Source organism: Streptomyces platensis (genome assembly GCF_008704855.1).
GTDB lineage: Bacteria > Actinomycetota > Actinomycetes > Streptomycetales > Streptomycetaceae > Streptomyces > Streptomyces platensis.
The window spans coordinates 525,938-552,574 of the sequence record NZ_CP023691.1; the positions used below are offsets into that span (position 1 = coordinate 525,938).

Consider the following 26,637-nt stretch of genomic DNA (forward strand, 5'->3'; position numbering starts at 1 on the left):
TTTCCGGGGCCACCGGCCCTCAGTTGAGAGCGCCGCTCAGCCTTTTCCGCTGCGCCGGCCTCGCGCACAGGAAAGAGAAACCGTGGTCACCTTTCCCCTCCGCACTGTTCCGGCGGCCCCATGAGCGCCCCGGACGCGAGCTCGATGCTGCTCGCTCTCGCCGCCCTCGTCCTCGTCTGCCAGGGGATGGCGGCCCTCGCGCGCCGCCTGGGCCAGCCCTCGGTGGTCGGGGAGATCGTCGGCGGTGTGCTCCTCGGCCCCACCCTCTTCGGGGGCCGGCTCACCGACACGCTCTTCCCGACCGATATCCGTCCGCTGCTCGGCGCGTTCGCGAGCGTCGGCGTGGCGCTGTTCATGTTCCTGGTGGGGCTGGAGTTCGACCGGCGCGTCATACGCCAGCAGGCGGGCACGATGGGCTGGCTGGGCGTCGGGGCGCTCGTGGTGCCGTTCGGGCTCGGGGCGCTGTTCGCGCTGTGGCTGCTCGGCGCGCACCCGAGCCGGCAGCCGACGGCGTTCGTCGTGTTCCTCGGCACGGCCATGGCCGTCACCGCCTTCCCCGTCCTCGCACGGATCATCGTCGACCACGGCCTGCTCAACAGCCGGGTCGGCGGACTCGCCCTGGCGCTGGCGGCGGTGGGCGATGTGATCGCCTGGACGGTGCTCGCCGTCGTCGTGGCCGTCGTCGGAGCGGACGGGCATTCCTGGCGGCTGCTACTGCTCCTCCCCTACGCCGCGATCATGGTGTTCGTGGTCCCGCGGCTGCTGAGCAGCCGGCTCGTGAACCGGCTCCCGCAGCGCGCGACCGTGCTGCTCGTGATGGCCGGCGTGCTCGCCTCCGGCGCCGCGACCGAGTGGATGGGGCTGCACCTGATCTTCGGGGCCTTCCTGTTCGGCCTCGTCGTCCCCCGCACCAGGCTGCGCGGTGGCTTCCGGGAGGGGCTGGGCACCTCGGTCGAGCCGCTGGCGTCCTTCCTCATGCCGATCTACTTCGTGGTCGCCGGCTTCCGCGTGGACCTCTCTCACCTCGATGCCGGTGCGATCGGCGAGCTGTTGCTGATCCTGCTCGTCGCGTGCGGCGGAAAGCTTCTCGGCGTCTACAGCGGCGCCCGGGCCGCCCGCCTCGACCACCGGTCGGCCCTGGGGCTCGCCACGCTGATGAACGTGCGCGGCCTGACCGAGCTGGTGCTGCTGATGGTTGGCCTCTCCATGGGGCTCCTCGATCCCGACCTCTACTCGCTGATGGTCGTGATGGCCGTCGTGACCACGGTCGCCTCGGGACCGCTGCTGCGCTTCAGCCTCGGCTCGTCGATGAAGGACGAGGGAACGGTCGGAGCACGGGTACCGGTGCCCACTGCGCAGGGCGAGGAGCGGGAGCAACCTCAGGCGGGGCGACCGTAGTTCGCCACCTCCAGGGGGACACCACGAGCGTCAACTACTACTTGACGACCCTCGATCGTCAACTTAAAGTTGACGCATGAGCCCACTCGACATCAGCCTCGCCGACCTGATCGCCCGTCTCGACGAGGAGCTCCCCGAAGCCAGCGAACTGGCCCGCATCAGCGAGGCGCGACTGCGCGCCCAGACCCTGTCCGACCTCGGTGACCAGCTCATCGACCACTACGTCAGCAAGGCCAAGCAGACCGGCGCGTCGTGGACCGAGATCGGCGACGCCATCGGGGTGTCCAAGCAGGCCGCCCAGCAACGCCACGCACCCGGCCCTTTCGAGCGGTATACCGACCTGAACCGGCACAGCATCGTGCTGGCGCAGGAGGCCGCCCGAACGCACAAACACGACTTCATCGGCACCGAACACCTGCTGCTCGGCCTGCTCGGCGAACCACGGGGCCTGGCCTACGAGGTGCTGGTCGCGAAAGCCGGGTCGGAGCAGCGCATCCGCGACGCAATCGAGGAAGCGCTGCCGCCGGCCGGCGAGAAGGCGCTGCGGGGGCACATCGCGTTCCGGCCGGAGAGCAAGGAGGCCATCGAGCAGGCACGCCGCGCGTCGGCCGACCTCGGCCACGACTGGGTCGGCACGGAACACACCCTGCTGGGCCTGATCCGCGCCGAGGAGAGCCCCGCCGCGCAGATCCTGCGCAACCTCGGCTTCACGTCAGATGAGCTGCGCGAGACGGTCAAGACCGAGGTCGCCAAACAGTCCGCCACGCGCGAGCAGCAGTAACGAAACGGTCAACCACCGCGGATAACCGGGCCGGCACAGCCTTCCTACCTGACACGGGACGGTGGGCTCGTGCCGGCAACCGCCGGCCGACATCGCCAAAGGCCGGCCCCTCACTCGTGGAAGCGCGTCGTCTCTGCCAGCGGCGCGCGGGGGATGGCCGGCATGGAGGCCGCCGCCCCCGGCTCGGGGTAGCCGAAGGAGATGCCGAACAGCAGCTTGTCCGTGGAAGGGCCGAGGACGGAGCGTACGGCGTCGGCGTAGAAGCCGAGGACGCCTTGCGGGCAGCTGGCGACGCCGTGGGCCGTCATGGCGAGCATCAGGGTCTGGGCGTAGATGCCGAGGTCGGCGGTCATGCGCTCGTCCGCGTCGGCGGGGACCGAGAGCAGGGCCACGTGGGGCGCGCCGTAGAAGCGCAGTCCCTCCAGGAACGCCCGCCGCCGCCCGGCACGGTCGCCCCGCGCGATTCCCCGCGCTTCGTGCATGATCGCGCCGGCCGCATAACTGCGTTCCGCGGCGGCCCCGGTGTAGGGGTGCAGCGGGAAATCGGGGCTCGGCTTCCCCGATTCGGCGGCTTGGACCAGTGCTTCGCCGAGCCGTTGGCGGGCCCCGGCGCTGACGACGTCGACCGACCAGGGCTGGGTGTTCGAGTGTGACGGGGCCGAGGCCGCCAGGTCGAAGACCGCGGTGATGACGGTGTCGGGGACCGGATCGGGCCGGTAGGCACGGACCGCGCGCCGGCCACGGATGAGCCGCTCGGCCACGAGTGGCTCCAGAGAGGTTTCGAGAGAAGTCACGAGCACTCCTTTCTGTGGGTGCGTGCCTCGGATCGGTCTCCACGACGATCCGGGCCGGGCACGGACGGTCCGTTTTCACCGACGGGTCAGATCCGCGGGGCGGGGCGGGAGAAGGAGCGCCCGCTCACCACGGCAGGTCGCAGGAACCGTGCAGGCGCTGTGCCTCGATTCCCCGGGTGCGGCAGGCCGCCACGAACCGCTCGGCCGCCTGCACCGGCGCCGCGTTCTCGTCGAAGGTCGTTGTCGTCAGGTACCACACCCATGGCTCGTGGCCCATGGCGTAGACGTAGGCCCGGTCGCACCCGAGGGCCTCGGCGAGCGCCATGGCGCCGATGTCGTCATTGCCGTTCAGGCGGCGGCGCACGGCCATCTCACGTGCGGGCTCGTGGGTGAACAGGGGCCCGTAGAGCCAGGTCAGCGGGGCGCCCTCGCACTCCATGCCGAGGAAGAGCACATCGACCTTGCCGATGGCCCGCCGCACGTGCGCATACGCCACGGGGTCGATCGTGGAGGTGTCGGCGGCAAAGAGGACGGTCCGGCCGTCGGACTCCAACAGCCATGCGGACTTGGAGATGGCGAGGTCGCCGTGCTCACCGAAGAAGGGGACGGCGGTGAGCCGGCCCATCGCCGTCTCGATCTGCTGGAGCTCGCCGAGCTCGATCACCCGGGGGAAGCCCGCGGCCTCCAGCGCCAGCCGCAGCGACGGGTCCTGAAGCGACCCCGCGTCCGACCGGGGCACGACGATCGTGCCGATCCGGGTGCGCAGGCGGAGGAGCGATTCCAGTACCAGGTGGTCCTGGTGGCCGTGGGTGATCAGGACGTGGTCGATGTAGTCGGGCAGATCGCTGTCGACCAGGCGGGGCCCGGCGCCCGGGAACGCAGGCGGCAGCAGCGGGTCCACCAGGATCGCGCCCTGGTCGTTCTCGGCCAGGACGCAGGCGTGTCCGAGGTAGCGGATACGCGGCTCCTTGACGGGCTCCCTGCGGGTGGCCTTCGCGGGGGCGTCGGCCGCGGTGAAGTAGGGCGCCAGCTTGCGGGCGGTGTCGGATGTGAGCTCCAGGGCGTCCGCAACTTCACCGAACGGCCGCGGGGTGCGCAGCGTCGAGAACATGACGTCGACGCCGGGGTGGTGGAAGGCCACCGGCAGCACGGTCCGCTCGTCGGTGTCGAGACGGGGGGTGGAGAGGGCGAAGGGGCGGCGGTCGGCCCGGAGGGGTTCCAGCGCGAGGGACTGACCGTCCGTCGAGGCGTAGTCGCTGCGGTAGAGCAGGGCCTCGATCAGCCGGAACGAGGCGTTGTCCTGGAGGTCGTAGACCAGCTCCACATAGCCCTGGAGCGGCTCCGGCACGAGGGGGTAGAGCTCTTCGAGCGGCACGCCCGGGGCGGCCTTCGCGAGCAGGTCCTGAAGCGTGTCCACCGCGGTGTCGAATTCGAGCAGCCGCGCGGCCCGCCGCCGGGTGGCCGCGATCAGGGCTTCGACGTCCGCCGAGCGGTCCCCGCCGAGGTCCATGAACGGGCCGCCGGCCAGCGCAGGCGTCCGGGAGGACCGCTGGTGCACCGCCGGCGCCTCCAGGTACGACGTCATGATCGGCATCTGACGGCGGGCGATATTGCGGGCCGCGGTGCCCGGCGAGAGCAGGTGCGACCAGGCGTACCAGTGGTCGATCAGTGGCTCGACCACGACATCGGAGCGCAGCGAGACGGGCTGCCGGAAGTTCGGGATCGTATTCATCGGACGCGCCTTCCCTGTCCGGCCCGGACTCGGTCGAGGGTGTAGGGGGTGAGGCCGCCGCCGTCGACGATGCCCTGAAGGGCTCCGAGGTCGGCGAACTCCATCTGTCGGTCCGCGCAGGTCACGACCCGGCGGGCGACGTCCACACGGACCGGTGCACCGGTGATCGACTCGTCGAAGCCGTGGTCGATGACGACGGGAAGCAGCAGGCCCATGTTGACGCAGTTGCGGAAGAAGATGTTGCCGAAGGACTTGGCGATCACGACGCGGGCGCCGGCGTAGTGCAGCGCCTGCGGGGCGGTCTCCCGGCTGGAACCGCAGCCGAACTCCGTCCCGGCGAAGATCACTTTGAACGGGGAGGTGCCCGTGTCCGGGTCGACGAACGGCGTCTTTGCCGGATAGTCGACGAGTGCGATCCGGGCGAGCTGATCCGGCCCGTCGTAGGGCTCGTAACGTCCCGGGCTCATCACGTCGGTGTCCACGAAGTCCCCCACCCCGTAGGCGAGGCCACTGATGATCATGACGGCAACCCTTCGTTCCCGGCCGACGCGGCGCGACGTTTCCACGCCATCCCCGACAGCACCTCCAGCACAATCCGGTTCGCGAGATAGGCCGTGATCTCCCCCGGCCCGTCGTAGGGCGGCGAGAGCTCGACGATCTCCGCGCCGACGAGGTCCACACGCTGCGCGCAGGTCCGGACGGCGTCAAGCAGCTCGCGGCTGGTCAGTCCGCCCGGTTCGGGCGTCCCCGTCGCCGGGGCCATGCCCGGGTCGACGACATCGATATCGATCGTCAGATACAGCGGGCCGGGCCCGATCTGGTCGAGGACGTCGTCCAGGCAGGTGTCGAGGCCGCGGGAGCGCAGCTCCGACATCGTGATCGAGCGCACCCCGAGCCCGGCCGCCCATTGGAGCGTGCGCGGCCCGGGCCAGTACCCGCGCAGCCCGATCTGGGTGAACCGGTCGCCCGGTACGGTGCCGGACTCCAGGAGCCGGCGCATGACGGTGCCGTGGCCGTACTCCGCTCCGAAGTCGCTGGTGTCCCCGATGTCGGCGTGGGCGTCGAAGTGGACCACCGAGAAGGTCCCGGGGCCGCGCCGGCCGGCGATCCCGCGCATCGTCGGCCAGGCGATGCTGTGGTCCCCGCCGAGTGTGAAGGGGATGGCCCCCGCGGCCACGACCTCGCTCACCGTGCGCTCAAGGAGCTGGTGGGCCCGCTCGGTCTCCCCCGGAGGGGTGGGCACGTCCCCGGCGTCCACGATCTTGAGCTCGGTGAACGGGTCGACTCCGAGGCCGAGATGGGGCCGGTACGGGACGTGCGGCAGGTAGTCGGTCCGGCGGATGGCCTGCGGGCCGAACCGTGTGCCCGGCCGGTGGGACGTGGTGCCGTCGAAGGGCGCTCCGAGGATCACCACATCGGCGCCCGCGTACCCGGCGGGGCTCTGTTCGCACCGTGGCAGCCCGAGGAACGAGGTCTCCGGGCCGAACACCCCGCGGTAGTCGGCCCGGCGCACCGCGTCGTCGTAGTCCTGCGGTGCGTCGGCGGCGGGTCCGCCCGGCCCGCCTGGCGTGGATGGGGTCATCGCTGGGTTCCCTCCTCCGCCACCACGGCGTCGAACGCGTCGCAGACCGCGGCGGCCATCTCTTTGGTGGTGCAGGGCGCGCTCCCCGGTCCGGCGATGTCGGGGGTGCGGCACGACTCGACGGCCCGCTCGACGCCGTCGGCCAGGAAGTCCGCCCATCGTGGGGCGCCGAAGGTATGACGCAGCATCAGCTCCACCGAACCGATCGTGCCGAGCGGGTTGGCGTGTCCGGTGCCGGCGAGGTCGGGGGCCGTGCCGCCGACCGGCTCGTACAGCGCGAAGCCGGTGGGGCTCAGGGTCGCCGAGGGGAGCAGCCCCAGCGAGCCGCACACCGCACCGGTGATCTCGGAGAGCACATCGCCGAGCAGATTGCTGGTCACGATGACGTCGAAGTCGGCCGGGCGCAGGACCATCTGCATCGCCATCGTGTCGGCGTACATGTCCCGGACCTCGACGTCCGGGAAGGCCGGTGCTTCCTCGGCGAGGACCTCCAGCCACAGTCCGAAGACGTCGGGGATGGCGTTCGCCTTGTGTACCAGGGTGAGGCGGCGGCGCCGGGCCTCGGCGTGCTCCAGGGCGCAGCGCACGATGCGGCGGATCTCGTCCTCGCGGTAGTACATCTCCTGCCCGGCCCACCGTTGGCCCGCGTCGACCCCCGTCCGGCGTCGCCCGTAGTAGACGCCCGACACGAGCTCGCGCACGAGCAGCAGGTCGACACCGTCGAGACGCTCCGGCCGGAGGGGCGAGACATCGCGCAGCGCCCGCAGCGGCCGGGCCGGGCGGAGGTTGGCGAACAGGTCGTAGCGGCTGCGCAGTTCGCCGATCGGTTCGTCGGCCGTCGCACCGAACAGAACCGCACCGTGCGGTGTCGCCGCGACCTGGTCGATTTCGTCGCGCACCGCGTCGGGCAGCCACTGCCCGGTGCGCTCGTACGCCGGGAGACCCACCGCGTGCTCGCGGATCGTGGCGTCCAGTCCGGCGCGGTCGAGGACGTGTTCCAGGACGTGGCGGGCGGCGCCCACGACCTCCGGCCCGATCCCTTCGCCGGGAAGGACGAGCACCGTCGGTTTCGTTGTCGGCGTCATCGGCTACTCCGTGATCCGGCCGGCGAGCGCACTGCGCGCGGCAACGATCGGCGATGCCAGGTAGACGGACGACTTGGGGTTGCCCATCCGCCCCCGGAAGTTGCGGTTGGTCGTGGACAGGCAGACCTCGCCGTCCCCGACGACCCCGCCGTGCGCGCCGTAACACGCCTTGCAGCCGGGCGACTCGACGACCGCTCCGGCGGCGAGAAGCGTCGCCATCGTTCCGGACAGGGCCAGCCGGCGGTAGATCCCCATGGTGGCCGGCACGATCATGAGCCGTACTCCGGGCGCCACCCGCTTCCCGGCCAGCTCGGCGGCGGCCACCTCGATGTCGTCGAACTTCGCTCCGGTGCAGGACCCGATGTAGACCTGGTCCACCCGGATGCGGTCGGCCATCGCCTCGTCGATCGAGTGCACATTGTCCGGCCGGTGCGGATAGGCGACGGCGGGGCGCAGTTTCTCGGCGCGGTATTCCAGGCGGCGCGCGAACGGGGCACCGGGGTCGCTGGTCACCGGCTCGTACGCGACGGTCCGCGGCCGTGCGGCGAGGTAGTCCGCGGCGGCGGGCGACAGGGCCATGATGCCGTTGACCGCGCCGGCCTCCACGACCATGTTGCACAGCGTCATCCGCTCCTCGACCGACATCGTGTCGATGGTGGAGCCGGTGAACTCGATCGACCGGCCCGAGGCACCGCCCATGCCGAGGTCGCCGATCAGGGTCAGGATCACGTCCTTGGCCAGGACGCCCGGCGGGAGTTCGCCCTCGATCCGGACCTCGATGGTCTCCGGGACCCGGAACCACAGATCGCCGGTGTAGAAGGCGTTGACCATGTCGATCATGCCGACGCCGGAGCCGAAGGCGTTGAACGCCCCGTAGGTCACCGAGTGCGAGTCCGTGCCGAGCACCACCGTCCCGGGCTGGACGAGTCCCTCGTCGCACATCATCACGTGGCAGATGCCGTAGTTCTCGCCGTACGGGTAGTGGTGCGAGATGCCCTGCTCGGTGGCGAACTGGGTCATACCGGCGGCGAGTCGGCGCGACTCGGCGTCCTTGGCCGGCACCAGATGGTCCTCGAAGAGGGCGATCCGCTCGGGGTCCCACACGGTCGCGTCCGGGCCGAACGCATCGCGGAACTCACGGCGGAGCCCCTCGCACACCGGGTCGTGGGTGAACGCCATGTCGATGCCGACCTCGACGATCTCCCCGGCGACGACATGGTCCCGGCCCGCCGCCCGGGCGAGGATCTTGTGGGTCATGGTCTGCGGAATCATGCGGAGACACCCCTCACTTCGAGCAGCTCACGGATCTCCGACGGTTCGAGCCAGCGGTCGTGCGCGTGCGCCCGTGCCAGCACCGCGTCGATGTTGACGTCATCGACCGGGGCCCCGACCGAGGCGAGCGCCTCACGGGCGGCGGCCCGCCCGCTCGTCGGCCCGACCATGATCGACTGGGTACGTCCGAGCACGGCGGCGGGCACACTGGAGAACACCAGGTCCTCCGCCTCCCGCCCCCAGCGCCGGGCCTTCACCAGGGCCGCGACATGGGTCCCCGTGCACGTGGCGAAGGCCTGATCTCCGATCAGGGGGGCGTTGCGCCGCACCGGGGAGCCCGTTGCCTCGGCGAGGCGGCGGCAGTGCTCGACCACCCGGTCCATCCGGTAGCCCTGGTGTCCGGCCTGGTAGAGGTACATCAGCACCGATTCGAGCGCGGTGTTCCCGGCTCGCTCCCCCAGGCCGAGGAACGCGCCGCTGATGGTGTCGGCCCCGGCCTCGGCGGCGGCGATGGCGTTCGCCACCGCGAGCCCGCGATCGTCATGACCGTGCCACCAGATCTTCACCGCCGCGCCGTGGTTGTCGGACGGCAGGCCGGCCAGCGCGCGCTGTACGGCCGCCCGCACCGCCCGGACGATCTGCGCGGCGCCCTCGGGAGTCGACTCCCCGACCGTGTCGCAGACGGTGAGCACCTCCGCGCCCGCACCGACCGCCACATGGACCAGCTGTTCAAGTTCCTCGGGCGGCGTACGGGTGGCGTCCTCCAGGCTGACGCCGAACCTCGTGCCGTCGTCCCGGGCCGCCGACCCCGCGGCCGTGATGCGCTCCAGCACGCTGTCGAGGGTCCAGCCCTCGACCCGCCGCCGCAGCGGGCTGCATCCGACGAAGAAGTCGGCCCACACGTCGCGGTCGGTGCCCCGGTTGAGCCGGCTGATCGGGGCGATGCTCGCCGGGTCGGCCAGCGCCAGAAAGCGCGGCACCATCGGGAGGCCGCGCCGGTCGAGGTGTTCGACGAGCTCGGCCGCCTCCGCGAGGGCGCCCGATGAGCTCGACGGAAACCCGAGCATGGCCGCCTCGACCCCGATCGCCGCGGCGGACTCGACCAGCGATTTCTTCACTTCGACGGAGGGATGGTGCACAAAAGCACCCTGCAAACCGTCCCGCAGACTGTCGTCCTCGATCCCGACGTGTGCAATTCCGCGTGACCGCGGATTCCAGGTGAACAATTCCTCGGTGCTCCCAGACATCACTCCACCTCTAATCGAGACCGGCCAGACAGCCTGACCGCGGTCCGCCGACCGAAAAGAAAAGCAACGTGCAGGGATGGTGTAACAGATCAGATCACCGGTGCACCAGTGTTCCGAGGGGAATCTAAAGCCCACCCTAAACGGTACCTAAACGATGCCTGAAAGGCAGCTGACGGACCGCCTGAAGGATAATTCGGACGCTCTTGAACAGCCGTCAGGACTGTGTTCTGGTGGAGCTCGGGACGGCAACGATCATCGTCAGTCCCATTGCCCGGCAAATTCCCCTTGCCGGCAATCTCGTCCGGATGCGGCCCGGAGGTTTCAGATGTCAATCGGCATAGAAAGTGGAACGAGCGCTCGTCACCCGCGATGGGAGGACGTGCCCCAGGCCGAGTGGAGTGATCCGCGATGGCAGATGACCCACCGGCTGCGGCGCCCCTCGCAGTTGCGCGACGTCATCAAGCTCACCGAGGACGAAGAGGCGGCACTCGGCGGGGACGACCTCTTCCGGGTGGACATCACCCCGTACTTCCTCAGCCTGATCGACGGGGACGACCCGCACTGCCCGCTGCGGCTCCAGGTCATCCCCAGCTCACGGGAAATGGAGGCCTTCGACGGAAGGCTTCCCGATGCCAACTCGGAGATCGAGCACGAGCCGGTGCGCGGGATCATTCATAAATATCCCGACCGGCTGGTGATGCTCGTTACGAGTTCCTGCACGTCCTACTGCCGTTACTGCACCCGGAGCCGGTTCGTCGGCGACGGAAAGCAGAACTACAGCCACTCGGACTGGGCAGAGCAACTTCGGTATATCCGGGATTCGCCACAGGTACGCGATGTTCTGATCACCGGCGGCGACCCGCTGTCGATGGCGCGCAACCGGCTGGCCGAAATCATCACCGAACTCCGGGCGATTCCGCATGTCGAGATCGTACGCATAGGCACCCGGGCCCCGGTCTTCAACCCGTTCGTCGTCGACGACGAGCTCTGCAAATTGCTCTCGGACAATCACCCGATCTGGCTGAACATCCACGTCAACCACCCCTACGAACTCACCCCGGAACTCGCCCAGGCCTGCTCCCGTCTCTCCAGCGCCGGCGTCCCCCTCGGCGCGCAGACGGTCCTGCTCGCCGGGATCAACGACAGTGTCGAGGTCCAGCGCCGGCTGTGCACCGAACTCGTCCGTATGCGGGTGCGCCCCTACTACCTGTACCAATGTGACTCGGTGCGGGGAGCGGGCCACTTCCGGACCAGCGTCACCAAGGGCATCGAGATCATCGAAGGGCTGCGCGGACACATCAGCGGCTTCGCGGTCCCGACCTACGTGGTCGACAGCCCCGGTGGCGGCGGAAAGATCCCGGTCGGTCCCAACTACCTGCTCAGCCTGTCACCGGAGCGGGCGGTCCTGCGCAACTGGGCGGGCGAGGTCTCCGAGTACCACGGCCCGTCGGGGTACCGGTCGGGGACGACTCCGCCGCTGCGGGGGCCGAAATCGCACCGTGCACCCACCGAGGTGCCCACGGTGTCCGACCGGCTGTCCGCCCCACAGATGCCGGCCGAAGACGCGGAGGGCTTCGAGGTATGAGCTCGGTGCACTCCGGGCCCTCCGTCCAGGCCCCAGAAAGTGACGGTGCCCGGCACTCCGTCGACGAGGTTCTCGCGGCCGCCGTGGTCGTGCTCGGGCGGTACGAGGACCGGGATCAGCTCGCCCTGGACGTCACGGTAGACGCCGCGGACGCAGCACCCGGGACCCCCGCGGTGCACCGCGTCGTCGTGGACTGTGCCCCCTCGGCCACCTTCGCGCAGGTGCGCGCCACGCTCGCCGGCCAACTCCCGTCCCCACGGCCCGCGGGGCGCTGGGCCGTCCAGGTCGCCGACCCCGATGCCCTGGACCCGGGCGCCGGTGCCCGGCCCGCGGGCCGGGGCGAACTCACCGTGCGGCAGGGCGCCGATCCCACGCTCGTCCTCGACCACCCGCACGCGTCCGGTCCCGGCCTCCACGAGGCGGTCACCCGCGTGCTCGCCGCCGGCACCGCCCGCCCCGGACAGGAGCTGGCCGAACTCCCCGTGCTCTCCCCGGACGAGACCGATATCCAGCGGCAGCGGCTCACGGGCGCACCGTCCCCGGTACCGGCGGAGACCACGATCCATGAGCTCGTCCGGGACGCGGCCCGCCGGCACCCCGAGCGGGTCGCGGCGGCCTGCGACGCGGAGAGCCTCACATACGGGGAACTCGTGGAGCGCTCCGACCGGGTGGCCGGGGCCGTGCTGGCCCACGGGATCGCACGGGGCGAGGTCGTGGCCGTCGTCGCCGAACGGTCGTGCGCGGTGCTCACCGCGGCCCTCGGCGTGCTCACCGCGGGCGGCGCGTTCTTCCTGCTCGACCCCACACTGCCGGCCGCCCGCCGGGAACAACTCCTGGCGGCGGCCGGGGTGCGGCTGGTCGTCACCACCCGGGCCGGGCGTGACGCGCTCACGGCGGACCGCCCCACCCTCGTCCTCGAAGACCTCGGACCGGCCGACGCCATCGGGGACCGCCCGAAGCTGCACGGCGACGATCTCGCGTACCTCATGTTCACCTCCGGCTCCCGGGGCAAGCCGAAGGGCGTCCTGGTCCGCCACCGGTCGTTCGTCAACCGTCAGCGGTGGCTCATCGACCGCCTCGGCCTCGGCCCGGAGGATGTGTCGCTCGGGCGCACGGCGCTGTCGTTCGACCCCGCCGTCTGCGAGATGTTCCGTCTGCTGCCGGTCGGCGGGCGGGTCTGGTTCCTGCCCACCGGCCACGAGCGTGACCCGGCGCGGGTGCTCGACGCCATCGAGCGCCGGCGCGTCACCGTCGTGGACCTGGTGCCCTCTCCCTTGCGCAGCCTGCTGGAACACGTGGCCACGCTCGGCCTCTTCTCCTCGGTCTCGTCGCTGCGGTGGGTGCTGGCCGGTGCCGAGACCCTGCACCCCTGGCTGGTAGAGCTGTTCGAGGAGGTCGCCGGCCGCCGCGGCGGTGCGCATCTGCTCAACGGCTGGGGCGCGACCGAGGTCTGCGTCGATGTCACCTCGTTCGACTGCTCGGTCGGACCGGTCCGCGAGCCGGTGCCCGTCGGCCGTCCGATCCCGGGGACCGGGGTCGCCGTGCTCGACCGTCACGGACGGTTCACGCCACTCGGGGTACCGGGTGAGCTCTTCGTCCGCGGCCGCTGCCTGGCCGCCGGCTACCTCGACGACGCCGAGCTGACCGACGAACGATTCGTCCAACGCCCGGTCGCGGGACCGGAGCTGCTCTACCGCAGTGGCGACCGGGTCCGGTGGCGCGCCGATGGGAATCTGGAGTTCCTGGGGCGGCTCGACGACGAGCTTTCGGTCCGCGGGCAGCGGATCGCGCCCGCCGAGATCGAGGCCGTGCTGCGCCGCCATCCCGCGGTGGACGACGCCCTCGTCCGCACCGTGGGCGAGGGCGCGTCGGCGGCGGGCAGCGAGCGGCTGATCGCCTGGGTGACGCACGACGCGTCATCGGCCCCGCCCGAGCCGGGCGAACTCCGCACCCACCTGGCCGAGTTTTTGCCGTCCACCATGGTCCCCGAGGTCGTCCACGTGCTGGACGCCTTCCCCCGGACCGTGCACGACAAGGTCGACGTCAAGGCCCTCCCGACGGCCTCCCCGGCGCTTGCGGGCGACTCGGCGACGGGCCCGCTCCCCTCCCCGTCCGCATCGGTCGAGGACACCCTCGTCGCCCTGTGGCGGGAGGTCCTGAACGGTGCGGCGACCGGTCCGGACGACGACCTGATCGCCCGGGGTGCCACCTCGCTGGACGCCGCTCGGGTGGCGACGCGCGCGGCAGCGAGCCTGTGCGGGCGCCTGGACGTGCTCACCATCTTCGCGCACCCCACGATCCGCGCCCAGGCAGCGGTGATCCGGGACTGCGACCACGCCTCGTGCCGGGTCGCCCGCCTTACGCCCACGCCTGCGACCGAGACGGCCCCGGCGTCCCACAGCCAGCTTCGCCACTGGATCACCAGCCGCTTCGACGCCACGTCCTCGGCGTACAACATCGCGGTCGGCATCGAACTGGCCGAGGTCCCCGACCCCGCCGTCTTGCGCACGGCGCTGGACGAACTGACCGTTCGTCACGAGATTCTGCGCACCACGTTCGCACTGGAGGACGGCGAGCTCGTCCAGCGCATCCGGCCCCCGCAACCCGGCTGGGTGCCCGTGGAGGTCGGTGCGGCGGCCGACCCGTCGCGCCATCTGCGGGCGGTGAGCGAGCGGCCGTTCGACACCGAGGCCGGGCCCCTGCTGCGGCTCGGCCTGATCACCCCGGCCGATGCGGGGCGGACACCCGACCGGGGCACCGTGCTGTACCTGGTGATCCACCATCTGATCAGCGACACCTGGTCGTTGACGCTGCTGCTCACCGAGCTGGCGGCCCGGTGCCGGGCCCTCGCCGCCGGGGACGGCCCGGCGGAACTGCCGCCCGCCCGCCTCCAGTACCGCGACTACGCCGCCTGGGAACAGGCGCGGCTGGCCGGTCCGGCGGGGCAGCGGATGCGCGGCTTCTGGACCGATCAGCTGGCCGGGCCGCTGCCGGCCCTGGGCCTCCCGCTGGACGCCCCGCGCGGCTCCGCGAAGGTCCCCGGCGCCGACGTGCAGCGCTTCGCGCTCGATCCCGAGGTCACCGACGCGCTGCGGTCGTGGGCCGGGGGCCACCGGGCCACCATGTTCATGGCGCTGCTCACCGCGACCTCCGCATGGCTGCACCGGCTCACCGGCCAGCGCGATCTGGTGGTCGGTACCCCGGTGGCCGGCCGCCCGCACCTCGACCTCGAAGATGTCCTCGGCTCCTTCGTCAACAGCGTGGCGCTCCGGGTCGCCGTGGACCCGGAGGCGTCGCCCGAGGAGCTCCTCGCCCATGTCCGGTCGACCGCCCTGGAGGCGTTCGCCCACGAGGAATACCCTCTCGACCTCCTCGTACGGGACCTCGGCCTGGTGCGCGACCCCGAACGCTCGGCCCTGTTCGACGTGATGCTGGTCCTCCAGAACGCGCCCGGGGCACGGACGGAGTCCGTGTGGGGGGAGCCCAGCGCCCGCCGGGTCGATGTCGACCGCGGCGTCGGCAAGCTCGACATGATCGTCACCTTTGTCGAGGACGAGGACGGGCTGCGCGGCGAGATCGAGTACGACTCCCACCTCTTCGCGAGCACGACGATCGAGCGCTGGCTCACCGGGCTGTCGCGCACGATCGCGGCGCTCCCGCACTCCGGCGGCGCTACCGCGGCCGCCGTGGCCCGCAAGGCACTTGACGCCCCGACGGAACCGGTCCTGCTCCACACGGCCGTGGAGCGCCATGCCCGGCTCACCCCCGCGCGGACCGCGGTGGTGTGCGAGGACCGGGTCCTCACGTACGGGGAACTCAACAGCCGGGCGAACCGGCTCGCCCGCCGGCTGCGCGACGAATTCGGCGTGGCCCCTGGGAAGATCGTCGGCTACGCGGTCGAGCGCTCCGAGCGGGTGCCCGTCATCCAGCTCGCGGTCCTCAAGGCGGGCGGCGCCTTCCTGGGGATCGATCCGGCCCATCCCGAGGCGCGCAGCCGCGCCGTGCTCGAAGACGCCCGGCCGGTCCTGCTGGTCGTCGACCGTCACGAGCAGGGCTGCCGCCCGGAGGGCGTGGAGTGGCTCCCCGTGCTCGCCCTCGATGACGCACCCGAGCTGTCCGACGACGGCGAGGGGGCGGCCGACCTCACCCCGTCCGCCGGCGCGGACGACCCCGCGTACGTCATCTACACCTCGGGCAGCACCGGCACGCCCAAGGGTGTCGTGGTGGAGCACCGGAACGCCCTCGCGCTGCTGTGGGCCGGCGGCTGGCCGTTCGACTTCCGGGACGACGACGTCTGGACATCGACGCACTCGTTCGCCTTCGACTTCTCCGTCTGGGAACTCCATCTGCCGCTCTCCCGCGGCGCCCGGGTCGTGATCATTACCGAGGCGACGCGCCGGGACCCGCGCCAGCTGCTCCCGGTCCTCGTACGGGAGCGGGTGACCGTGCTGTCCCAGGTCCCCAGCACCTTCGAGCGCGCGGTGGACGCCCTCGACCGCCGCCCGGAACTGGCGCCGGCCTCCCTGCGCTACGTGATATTCGGCGGCGAGCCGATCAATCCCGGGGCCGTCCGGCGCTTCGCCGGGCACCTGCCCGGGGTGGACCTGGTCAACGGCTACGGCATCACCGAGACCACCGTCTTCACGACCTTCAAACGACTCGACCTCTCCGAGGCGCCCGAAGCGGCCGACGCGCCGCCGTCCGACATGCAGAACATCGGCCGCCCGATCGGCACGATGAGCGTGGAACTGCGGGACACGGACGGGAAGCTGGTTCCCGAGGGCAGCGTCGGAGAGATCGTCATCAGCGGGCCCGCGGTGGCCCGTGGCTACCTCGGCCGGCCCGAGGAGACCGCCCGGGTCTTCGGGGTGCACGCGGACGACCCCGGGGCCGGGGGCCATGACGGCCGCCCGCCCCGGAGGTGGTACCGCTCCGGAGACCTCGCCCGCCGCCTCCCCTCCGGTGACCTGGTGTTCGTCGGACGGCGGGACCGCCAGGTCAAGATCCGCGGCTATCGGGTGGAACTCGAAGAGGTCCGCTCCGCGATCCTGAGCACGGGGCTGCTGGCCGGCGACGCCGTGACCGACGTCCGGACCGGGCCCCACGACACCCCGACGATGGTGGCCTACCTCGACGACCGCGACCGGGAGCAGATCCCCGCCCTGCGCCAACGGCTCCAGGAGCTGCTGCCCGCGCCCATGATCCCCGCGTCCTTCGTCACCGTTGACGACTGGCCGACCACGGCCAACGGGAAGGCGGACCTGGACGCGCTCCGCGCCCGGTACTCCGGCGACCGGCAGGACCCTGCCGAAGACCGGCCGGAGCCGACGGCGACGGACCAGGGTGCCACGGGCGGCGCGCCCGACACGATGGCCTTGCTGGGGGAGCTGTGGGGCGAGCTGCTCGGCCACTGCGACCTCGGCCCGGACGACAACTTCTTCACCGTCGGGGGCCATTCCCTGCTGGCCGTGGCGCTGGTGACCAGGGTGGAGGAGAACCTGGGCGTCGTCCTCGGCCTGGAGGACGTGCTGACGCATGCCACGCTCGCGGGCCAGGCGGAGCTGATCGACGCCCGCCGCACACCGGCCGTGGAGCAGCCCGCCACCGGACCGGAACCGCTCCCCGCGGCACCGGACTCCGGCGACCACCCGTTGTCGCCCGCGCAGTCGGAGTTCTGGCTGCTCGACCAGTTCCGGGCCCCGGGGACACCGGCGGCGACACCCGAGATCCTGGACCTGGGCACCCCGTGGGACCCCGCGGCAGACCGGGCGGCGTTCGCCCGGCTCGTCGAGTCCTTCGAGATCCTGCGCACCGATTTCCCGCTGGCCGGCGCACACCCCCGGCAGCGGATCCGTCCACACGGCCATGCGGACGCGCTCCGGCTGACCGACCTGTCCCGCCCGCCCACGGCCGAGGACCTGCGGAAACTCCTCGACGAGGAGGCGGCCCGGCCGCTGGACCTCACCGAGGGCCCGCTGTTCCGGCTCCATCTGGTCCGGCGCCCGGACACGTCGACACTCGCCGTCGTCACCGCCCACCACATCGTGTGGGACGGCATGTCCTGCGATGTGCTCACCCGGTGGTGGCAGCAGGACCGGCAGGCGCAGCGGGCGGGCGACGTCACCCCCCGGCGTCCGGCGCGTCAGTTCCGCGATATCGCCGCCCGGCAACTCGACTACCTCCAGAGCCCGGAGGGGCGCGCGGAACTCGCGTGGTGGACCGGGCGGTTGACCGGGGCCCACCGCACCCGCCTCGATCTCACGCCGCTGGGCATCGGCCACCCGTCCGGGCCCCGGGACTTCCTCGGGCGTCGCCACCGGGTGACGGTGGACGCCGGACGCACCCGCGCCCTCCAGACGCTCTGCTCCGACGCGCAGACCACGCTGTTCGCGGGGCTGCACGCCGTCGTCAAGGCGTTTCTGTTCGCCCTGACCCGGCAGACCGACCTCGTGGTGATGTCACCGGTGTCGTTGCGGGACGGGCGGGTCCTGGAGGAGCAGCTCGGCCCGCTGATCAATACGGTCGCCCTCCGCGACCATGTCGAGCCCCGCGAGCCGTTCCGCGCCCTGCTGGACTCCGTACGCCACTCGGTTGTCGACGCGCTGGCCCACCGGCGGATCCCGCCGGGGGACATCGGCCGGGCGCTGGGGCTGGACGCCGACGCGCCGCTGGCCGACATCGGTCTGACTCTCCAGCCCCGGACGGGTACCACCGAGGCCGCCTGGACGGAAGAGGTCTTCGGCGCGCACACCCCGCTGTGGTTCGACATCACCGAGCAGGCGGACACCCTGCACGTCGAGATCGTGGCGCCACGTGCCCGCATCGACGACGACACCCTCGCCGAACTCGGGCGGGCCTTCCTCCGGATCGTGGGGCTGCTCCTCGATCACGCGGATGCCCCGCTGGACCAGGCCGTGGGTGCCCGGCCGGCGGAGTCCCCGGCCCCCCTGACCATCGAGCTGCGCTACTGAGCGCTGATTCCGGGACCGGTGCGAAGCGGTCCCCGCCGAAAGGAGCAGAGGTGGACACTCAGGAAATACTGTCGGCCCAGCACCATCATGAGCCGGCCGACCATGAGGTCTGGCGGCACCTCTACCGCCAGCAGTTGGATCTCGTGCCGCTGGCCGCGCCGGCCATCTACCTGGAGGGGCTCGACCTGCTCGGCCTCCCCGCCGATCATGTGCCCGATCTCGACCGGGTGAACGAGCGCTCCCGCGCGATCACCGGCTGGACGTTCGTCGCGGTGGACGGCCTGGTGAAGGGGGCCGACTTCTTCGCCATGCTCTTGAACCGGCGATTCCCCGTCACCAACCAGATGCGCAAGCCGGCGGAGATCCGCTTCGCCGAACTGCCCGACCTGTTCCACGACTTGTTCGGCCACGGCCCCTTCCTGGCACACCCGCGCACGGCGGATCTGTACCGGGAGTTCGGCCGGATCGGGGTCCGCTGCGCGGAGCACCCCGATGAACTCGCGCTGCTCCAGAGCATCATGTGGACCACTCTGGAGGCGGGTCTGATACGGACGCCCGACGGGCTCCGGGCGCTGGGCGGCGCCATCCTGTCCTCGGCCGACGAGATCCAGCAGTGCCTCGACCCGGCCGCCGCGACCGAGGCCTTCGACCCGGAGGTGGTGCGGCGCGCGACGTTCGACATCCTCCAGCTCCAGAACCGGTACTTCGTCATCGAGGACCTCGCGGAGATCGAGTCGGCGCTGGCCGACCTGGACGCCCGGGTCGACGAGGGAGACCGCTCATGACGAAGCCGCAGACCACTACGGGGTACTTCCTCCGCGGGGATGTCGAGGTCGAGCCGCTGGTCGACCGCTGGTATGCGTGGGTGCACCTGGTCTCCCCGGCGACGGCCGCGTTCGTCACCATGGAGCGTCATCTGCGGATGATGGAGTCCTACGTCCGCTCCCCCGCGATGCACGCCGCCGCGGCGGCGAACCCGGCGACGCGCAGCGGCCCGTTCCTCGACCTCGGCGGAGCCAAGGTCGCCGAGGTCCAGGCGCTGCTGGACGCGACCCGTACCAAGGCGAAGCGCCAGCAGGACTTCGTGGCGGCGTTCGGCGAGCTCGACACACTCCTGGAGAGCATGACCGGTGGCGCGCTGGAACCGCTGTACCCCTCCGTCCCGGCCGCGCTCCAGGGCCTGGTGGAGCTGGAGTACGACCGCCACAACCGGGCACGGTGCCGGCTCTACGAACGACTGCTCTACGCCGATGCGCTGGCCGACCCGTCGGGGCAGTGTCTGCGGCTGGTGCGCACGGACCGGGACGGCGACCGTCCCTTCGCGTTCTCCACTCCCCGCCTGCCCGTGGTGGAGGACCCGGACGACGCCGACGGCGCGGCCTGGGAGGGCGCCGTGGAACTCGACCTGCCCTTCGCCACGCCGGCGCTGGACACCCTGTTCCGCGCCCGCACCGAACCCGTCGATCCGGACGAGCTCGCCGACGAGCTGGGCCTGGACGCCGGTGCCCGTGCGCGCTTCCGCGAGCTGTTCACCACCACTCCCCCGCGGACGCCGGGCGAGCGCGCGGACTCGCGGCCCGGGCCGGGCCAGGTCCGGGTGACCTACTTCGGGCACGCCTGCGTGCTGGTGGAGGACGACGAGGTCAGCATCCTCGTCGACCCCGTGCTCCCCTACGACCACGCATCCGACGTGCCGCGCCGCTCCTTCGCGGATCTGCCCGACCGGATCGACTACGTACTGATCACCCACGCCCACCACGACCATGTGCTGCCCGAGACCCTGCTCCAGATCCGGCACAAGGTGGGGACGGTCATCGTGCCCGGCAACGACGGCGGCGGGCTCATGGACCCCTCACTGCGCCTCGTCGTCGAGCATCTGGGCTTCCCCGATGTCCGTGAGGTGCGGGAGCTCGACGTCACCCACCTCCCCAACGGGGCGATCACCGCCATCCCGTTCGTCGGTGAGCACCACGACCTGGCGATCCGGTCGAAGTCCACCTACCACGTCCGCCTCGGCGGCCTGACGGCACTGTTCGGGGCCGACACGGCCAACGTCAACCCGGCGCTCTACGACCGCGTGCACGACCTGGTCGGCGACGTCGACCTGCTGTTCCTGGGCATGGAGTGCGAGGGCGCGCCGGCGAGCTGGGTCTACGCCCCGTACTTCGCCCATCCGCTCGACCGGGACCACGACCAGAGCCGGCGGGGGCGCGCGTCCACGTGCGACGAGGCCCTCGACGTCGTCGAGCGCTTCCGCAGCTCGGCGGTCTATGTGTACGCGATGGGCGAGGAGCCCTGGCTCTACCCCCTACTGGGCATCCCGTACACCGATGAGTCCCTCGCGATCCGGGAGGCCAAGCGGCTGGTCGAGACCTGCCGTGAGCAGGGCCGCCACTCCGAGCGGCTCTACGGTGCGAAGCGTTGGAGCGTGTCGTGAGCATCTCTCGAATCGAGGCCCTTCAGGGCCCGGCCCACCAGCAGCAGCGCGCCGCCTGGCTGGCGGCCATGCCGTCCGCCGAGGACGCCTTGCACTGGGCCGACTCCGTCGTCACGGCCAGGACGGCAGCCCCGGGGACGCGGCGCCGGATCGCTCTCGGGCCGGAGAGCCGCCGCCGGGTCACCGCGGTGAGTGGTGGTCAGGCGCTGGGCGACTTCGTCGTCCTGCTCTCCGCCCTCGTGGCCGTCGTGCAGCGCACCTCGGCGCACGACGTGATCTGGCTGTCCACTCCTCTGCTTCACGGCGTCGACAGCCCCTACGGGCATGACGACCGGGTGCCGCTGGTCTTCCGCCCGGAGCGGCGGGGCAGCTTCAAGTCGCTGCTGGAGCATGTGCGCCACCAGGTCGCCACCTCGTACGCGGTCCAGGGCTTTCCGGTCCGCGACCTGTGGGCGCAGGCGGACGGACCGACGGACACCGGTGTGGTGGTCGCCGAGACCGGTCTGCACGAAAGCGTGCCGGTCGACGACAGCACCGAACTGGTCATCAGGATCAATACGGCGGAGGGCAGCTTCGAGGTCGAGGACCGGCACGGCCGGTTCCCGGAATGGTTCGCCGACCATGTCGTCGGGCTGATCGAAAAGGTGCTGGAGTATCTCGACGACACCGGCGTCGCGGTGGCCGACCTGGACCTGCTCGACGACGACGAGATCCTCCACCAACTCGACACGCTCACCGCCACCGACGTGCCCGCCTACACGCCGGACGACTCGCTGGCGACCCGGTTCCGCGCGGTGGCGGCCGCCGATCCCGACGCGACCGCCCTCCTCACGGGCGGCCGGGCGGTGAGTTACGGCGAACTGCACTCCCGTGCAGCGCAGTTCGCCCATCACCTCCGCGACGATCTGAGCCTGGCCGAAGGGGAAGCGGTCGCCGTCCTGGTCTCGCGCGCCGAGGACACCCTGGTGGCGCTGTGGGGCTGCATGCTCGCCGGGACCGCGTACGTCCCGATCGACCCGCACGCCCCGACCGACCGCATCGCGCAGATCGCCGACGCCGCGAAGGCCAAGGTCCTGGCGCTGCACTCCAGCCTGCTGCACCGCCTCAGCGACCTGCCCACGCTCACCGTGTGCGGTCTGGACCTCCAGTTCCCCGCGGGCACGGCGGCGGTATCACCGGCCGAGCCGACCTGGCCGGCCCCGCGGGGTGGCGACGCCGCCGCGGTCATCACGACCTCCGGCTCGGGCGGGACCCCGCGCACGATCGTCCTCGACCACGCCGGCGTGGTGAACGTCGCGCTCGACCACGTCACCGAGCTCGGTCTCGGCCCGAGCGACCGCTACCTCGCGTTCATGGCGCTCTCGTTCGACGGCGCGCTGCTCGACATCGTGATGACCCATCTCGCCGGTGCGGCGCTGGTCCTCCCGGACGAGCAGGAGCTCGCCGATCCGCGCCGTCTGGAAGACCTGATGGCCGGGCACGCCGTCACGGCGACCACTATGACGCCCTCCTATCTGAGTGCCCTCGACCCGTTGCGGCTGACCGACCTGCGGGTGCTCATCTCGGCGGCGGAGCCGGCGAATACGGCGGACCTGCTGGCGTACGCGGCCCGCGGCGTCGCGGTCTACAACGGCTACGGACCGACCGAGGCATGCGTGAACACGACGCTGCACCGGGTGGATCCGCAGCGCGACTACCACGGGGTGCCGCTCGGCCGGCCGCGCGCGAACATGCAGGTATACATCCTGGACCAGGACCGGAATCTGCTCCCCCGCCATGTCATCGGCGAGATCGCGATCTCCGGGCGCGGGGTGGCGTCCGGGTACATCGGGGACCCCGAGCAGAGCGCCCGCCGGTTCGTCCCGCACCCGTTCCGCCCGGACGGCGGCGTGCTGCACCTCTCCGGCGACCTCGGCGGCTGGGACGAGAACGGGGAGTTGGTCTTCGCCGGCCGCCGGGACCAGCAGGTGAAGATCCGTGGCTTCCGGGTCGAACCCACCGAGATCGAGAACGCGCTGCGCACGCACGACCGCGTGGAGGATGCCGTGGTGGCCGCGGATACCGACCGCGGGGTGCTCGTCGCCTTCGTCCGCGAGCCGGGCGGCCGGCGCGCGGAGCACGGCGACGTGCCGGTCGACGAGCTCTCCGACCACCTCGCCCGGACGCTGCCCGCCTATATGGTCCCGAGCGCCGTGCACCTCGTCGACAGCTTCCCCACCACCGAACACGGCAAGGTGGACCGTCGCGCCCTCCTGGACCTGCACGAGCGGCGGCTGGCCGAGCGCCCGGTCAGCGCACCGGCGAACCCGCTCGAATCGCGCCTGCTGGAGGGGTGGGCGAAAGTCCTCGGCCTGCCCGCGATCGACGCCGAGGACGACTTCTTCCAGCTCGGCGGCGACTCCATCCGGCTGATCCAGGCCGTACAGGCCGCGGAGCAGGTGGGCATCACCCTGCGCACCAGCGACATCATCGAGCAGCGGACGGTTCGCGCGCTCGCGGGCATGGTGGCCGAACGCGGCGACGCCGCCGAGTCCGTGACACCGGCCGTGAGTGCATCCGTGAGCCTCACCGACGACGAGACGCGGCAGCTTCCCGCGCGGTGCGAGGACGCCTACCCGCTGACGCACCTCCAGGAGCGGATGGTCGAGTGGTCCGCCGAACCCGACCTGCGGGCGCTGCACGCCTACCGCTGCGTCGCGGGGTGGCGGCTGCGCGACGGCGAGCTGGACCTCGATGTGCTGCGGCAGGCCCTGCGCGGCCTGGTCGAACGGCACCGGTCGCTGCGCACCACCATCATCCGCGCGGCCGGCTCGGGACGGCTGCTCCAGTGCGTGCTGCCGCCGGACACCACCCTCGTCGACACCGTCGAAGCCCACCCGGAGGACACGGCCGACACGGTGCTGAACGCCGTCGTCGAGGCCGATCTCGCCGAGGCGTTCGACACCGACGGCGCCGCGCCGTGGACCCGCTTCCACCTCGTGGTGCGCTCCGCGACCGAAGTCGATGTCGTCATGTCCGCGCACCACGCGCTGACGGACGGGTGGAGCGGAGTCCAGCTGCGCAACGAACTCCTGGAGGACTACGGAACCCTCCGTGCCGGCGGCCGCCCCGAGACCGCGGCGCCCACGGTGGACTCCTACCGGGAGTTCGTCGCGCTGGAGCGGACACTCGCCAACGATCCGCAGGCGCAAGGCTTCTGGGCGGACACCCTGGCCACGCTCCCGGACGGCCTGGCCACCCCGCGCCGCCGGGAGTTCCGGCGGGTGGGCTACACGGAGGTCGTCGTGCCCCCGGAGCGGGTCGAGGCGATCCTCGCGAGCACCCGGAACGAGGGCCTCTCCCCCAAGGCGCGCTGTCTCTCGGCTTTCCTCTCCGCGCTCCACCGTCATGGCGGCGCACCGGAGCTGACGGTCGGCATCGTCGCCAACGGCCGGTCGGAGCGGCTCACCGACCCGCTCGGCACCACGGGCCTGTTCTGGAACATCCTGCCGGTCAGCTCCCGCTGGGACGCCGATACGCGGCCCCCTTCGACGGCGGCGGTCCAGGCCCGGCTCGAAGCTCTGGAGCCCTACGCGGGATACCCGCTGGCCGGTCATGTCGCGGACGACGAGGCCATCGCGGGGTGGTTCAACTTCGTGCACTTCCATCACGCCCGCCAGGCCGTCGACCGGCTGACCCTGGTCGAGGAGTGCATCGCCCTCGGCCAGCTGCACCATCCGGTGGTGCTCGCGGTGTCGCTCGAACCGGCGACTCCCGGCGGCGCCCCCCAGCTCGTCGCCACCCTTGAGCACGACCTCGACCGGCTCGACGAGGCCTCCGCCGAACGGCTGATGGCCCTCTGGTCCGAGGCACTGTCCTCGCCGGCCACCGACACCCCGGGCTACGACGCCGTACCCGGCGAACCGGAGGAATCCCGTGACACTGTTCAGTCCTGAGCACTCCGCGTCCCCCGACGGGACTCCCTGGTACGACGTCGTGGTCTGCGGCGGCGGACTCGCGGGCGCCACCTTCGCCCGACAGCTGCGCCGTGAACAGCCCGACGCCTCGGTCCTGGTGATCGACGGGCAGACCTACCCGGTGCCGCTGGCGGCTCATAAAGTCGGCGAGTCGACGGTGGACATCGCGGGGTTCTACTTCTCCTCGGTCCTCGGACTCGCCGAGTACATGGCCGACAAGCACCTCCCCAAGCTGGGCCTGCGCTATTTCTTCGGCCAGGCGGGTCGGCCGTTCGCCGAGGCCCCGGAGATCGGGCTGTCGGGCTTCCCGGGGCGGAGCACCTACCAGATCGACCGCGGTGTCCTCGAAAACGACCTGTACGAGATGAACTGCGAGGCCGGCGTCGAGATCGCCACCGGCAGCATGGTCCGCGAGGTCGACCTGGGCCCCGGTGAGGACTCACACCTGGTGCACTACGTCGACGGGGAGGGGGTACCCCGGAGCGCGCGCTGCCGGTGGGTGGTCGACGCCATGGGACGCGCCCGGTACCTCCAGCGCAAACTGGGGCTTCAGCGCCCCACCGAGGGCCAGTTCAACGCCGTGTGGTTCCGCGTGGCGGGCCGGCTCGATGTCGAGGACTTCGTTTCCGACGACAACGCCGACTGGCACGAGCGGGTGCCGGGCCGCAACCGCCGGCTCTCCACGGTCCATCTGATGGGCCCCGGGTACTGGGTCTGGCTGATCCCGCTGGGTTCCGGCAACACCAGCGTCGGCATCGTGACATCCGGCGAGATCCATGACATCGACGGTATGAGCACCCTCCCCACCGCCGTCGAGTGGCTGGAGAAGAACGAGCCGGAGGTGGCGTCCGCGCTGCCCCAGCACGAGGTTCTCGACTTCCTCGCGGTCCGCGACTACAGCTACACCTCCTCCCAGGTCTTCTCCGCCGACCGCTGGGGCTGCCTGGGCGAGGCCGCGGCCTTCGCCGACCCGTTCTACTCCCCCGGCTCCAACATGATCGCCTTCGAGAACTCGGGGCTGATCGGACTGATCGGCGAGGACGCCCGGGGCGCTCTGCGTCCGGAGCGGGTCGACGAGCTGAGCCGTTTCATGCTCAGTCAGAACGACTGGCTCACGTACAACATCCACAGCTCGTACTCGTACTTCGGCGAGCCCCTCATCATGGCCCTGTCGTTCATCTGGGACACCCTGCTCTCCTGGACCACGGCGACCCCGCAGATCTACAACGGCATCTTCCTCGACGAGGAGAAGGCCGCCGCGGTGCGCACCGCGACCCCGGGTCTCTACGCCCTGACCGTGCAGGTCAAGCGCCTGTTCAAGCAGTGGGAACAGAAGGCGGGGCGGGGCCGGGACTTCCGCTTCATCGACTACGGCAAAATCCCGTTCCTGCACGAGGCGTACGAACGCAACCTCGTGGAGGGCAAGTCGGTGGCCGACCTCGTGGCGGACCACCGCCACAGCATGGCCGTGCTCGAAGAGGTGGCCCAGGCGATCTTCCTCATCGCCGTGGAAGACACCATGCCCGAGCGCCGCGCGCATCTCGGCGAGCACCCCTGGCTCAACGCCTGGGCGATCGGCCTGGACCCCGAGCACTGGCGGTCCGCCGGACTGTTCCAGCCCACGACACCACCTCGCTCCCTCGACCAGACGTACGCGACCCTGACGGCACTGTTCGACGCCCCGTCGCCGGAGCCCGATACGACACCGGCCGCGCTGCCGATCGAGCTGCGGCTCTAGGTCGGACGGCCCCTCTTCCGACAGCCGGACCGGCTCTTGCACCGCCTCGCCGTATCCGC

Annotated in this window: 15 protein-coding genes; 8 read left to right on the plus strand and 7 right to left on the minus strand. The window is 71.3% G+C overall.

The window, feature by feature from the left end; all coding sequences use genetic code 11:
* Positions 1 to 120 precede the first annotated feature (120 nt).
* A complete protein-coding gene (locus tag CP981_RS02280) occupies positions 121 to 1,398 on the plus strand; it encodes a cation:proton antiporter (RefSeq protein ID WP_085923068.1) in 1,278 nt (425 codons plus the stop codon).
* A gap of 76 nt (positions 1,399 to 1,474) precedes the next feature.
* Positions 1,475 to 2,179: a Clp protease N-terminal domain-containing protein gene (locus CP981_RS02285; RefSeq protein WP_085923067.1), complete on the plus strand. Its 705-nt coding sequence runs from the start codon at positions 1,475 to 1,477 to the stop codon at positions 2,177 to 2,179.
* Positions 2,180 to 2,289: 110 nt separating this feature from the next.
* Here CP981_RS02285 and CP981_RS02290 read toward each other — a convergent pair whose 3' ends face one another.
* The 7 genes from CP981_RS02290 to CP981_RS02320 all read right to left on the minus strand — a co-directional run bounded on the left by CP981_RS02290 (position 2,290) and on the right by CP981_RS02320 (position 9,891).
* Positions 2,290 to 2,973, minus strand: a complete 684-nt coding sequence (locus CP981_RS02290) for a nitroreductase (protein ID WP_229894156.1) — start codon at positions 2,971 to 2,973, stop codon at positions 2,290 to 2,292.
* Positions 2,974 to 3,097: 124 nt separating this feature from the next.
* Positions 3,098 to 4,705: an MBL fold metallo-hydrolase gene (locus CP981_RS02295; RefSeq protein ID WP_085923066.1), complete on the minus strand. Its 1,608-nt coding sequence runs from the start codon at positions 4,703 to 4,705 to the stop codon at positions 3,098 to 3,100.
* Positions 4,702 to 5,226 (minus strand): 3-isopropylmalate dehydratase small subunit, encoded by a 525-nt coding sequence (locus tag CP981_RS02300; RefSeq protein ID WP_085923065.1) that lies wholly within the window; start codon positions 5,224 to 5,226, stop codon positions 4,702 to 4,704. The genes CP981_RS02295 and CP981_RS02300 overlap by 4 nt, the downstream gene beginning before the upstream one ends.
* Positions 5,223 to 6,287 carry an agmatinase gene (speB, locus tag CP981_RS02305; protein ID WP_085923064.1) on the minus strand — a complete coding sequence of 355 codons (1,065 nt, stop codon included), beginning with the start codon at positions 6,285 to 6,287 and terminating at the stop codon, positions 5,223 to 5,225. Before speB ends, CP981_RS02300 begins: the two co-directional genes overlap by 4 nt.
* Positions 6,284 to 7,372 carry an isocitrate/isopropylmalate dehydrogenase family protein gene (locus CP981_RS02310; RefSeq protein WP_085923063.1) on the minus strand — a complete coding sequence of 363 codons (1,089 nt, stop codon included), beginning with the start codon at positions 7,370 to 7,372 and terminating at the stop codon, positions 6,284 to 6,286. Before CP981_RS02310 ends, speB begins: the two co-directional genes overlap by 4 nt.
* Before the next feature lie 3 nt (positions 7,373 to 7,375).
* Positions 7,376 to 8,644: a 3-isopropylmalate dehydratase large subunit gene (locus CP981_RS02315; protein ID WP_085923062.1), complete on the minus strand. Its 1,269-nt coding sequence runs from the start codon at positions 8,642 to 8,644 to the stop codon at positions 7,376 to 7,378.
* On the minus strand, positions 8,641 to 9,891 hold the full coding sequence (locus CP981_RS02320; RefSeq protein WP_085923061.1) for a hypothetical protein: 1,251 nt from the start codon (positions 9,889 to 9,891) through the stop codon (positions 8,641 to 8,643). The genes CP981_RS02315 and CP981_RS02320 overlap by 4 nt, the downstream gene beginning before the upstream one ends.
* A gap of 379 nt (positions 9,892 to 10,270) precedes the next feature.
* On the opposite strand from CP981_RS02320, the gene CP981_RS02325 reads away from it, so the two are divergent.
* Genes CP981_RS02325 through CP981_RS02350 form a run of 6 tightly spaced genes read left to right on the plus strand, consistent with a single transcriptional unit; the run spans position 10,271 to position 26,578 of the window.
* Positions 10,271 to 11,476: a KamA family radical SAM protein gene (locus CP981_RS02325; RefSeq protein ID WP_244329504.1), complete on the plus strand. Its 1,206-nt coding sequence runs from the start codon at positions 10,271 to 10,273 to the stop codon at positions 11,474 to 11,476.
* Positions 11,473 to 18,447 carry a non-ribosomal peptide synthetase gene (locus CP981_RS02330; protein WP_085923059.1) on the plus strand — a complete coding sequence of 2,325 codons (6,975 nt, stop codon included), beginning with the start codon at positions 11,473 to 11,475 and terminating at the stop codon, positions 18,445 to 18,447. Before CP981_RS02325 ends, CP981_RS02330 begins: the two co-directional genes overlap by 4 nt.
* 50 nt (positions 18,448 to 18,497) lie before the next feature.
* A complete protein-coding gene (locus tag CP981_RS02335) occupies positions 18,498 to 19,232 on the plus strand; it encodes a phenylalanine 4-monooxygenase (protein WP_158092617.1) in 735 nt (244 codons plus the stop codon).
* Entirely contained in the window at positions 19,229 to 20,884 is a 1,656-nt protein-coding gene (locus tag CP981_RS02340; protein ID WP_085923057.1) for an MBL fold metallo-hydrolase, read from the plus strand. The genes CP981_RS02335 and CP981_RS02340 overlap by 4 nt, the downstream gene beginning before the upstream one ends.
* Positions 20,881 to 24,819 carry a non-ribosomal peptide synthetase gene (locus CP981_RS02345; RefSeq protein WP_085923056.1) on the plus strand — a complete coding sequence of 1,313 codons (3,939 nt, stop codon included), beginning with the start codon at positions 20,881 to 20,883 and terminating at the stop codon, positions 24,817 to 24,819. The genes CP981_RS02340 and CP981_RS02345 overlap by 4 nt, the downstream gene beginning before the upstream one ends.
* Complete coding sequence (locus CP981_RS02350; RefSeq protein ID WP_085923055.1) at positions 24,800 to 26,578, plus strand: NAD(P)/FAD-dependent oxidoreductase; 1,779 nt, start codon at positions 24,800 to 24,802, stop codon at positions 26,576 to 26,578. The genes CP981_RS02345 and CP981_RS02350 overlap by 20 nt, the downstream gene beginning before the upstream one ends.
* The last annotated feature ends 59 nt before the right edge of the window (positions 26,579 to 26,637 follow it).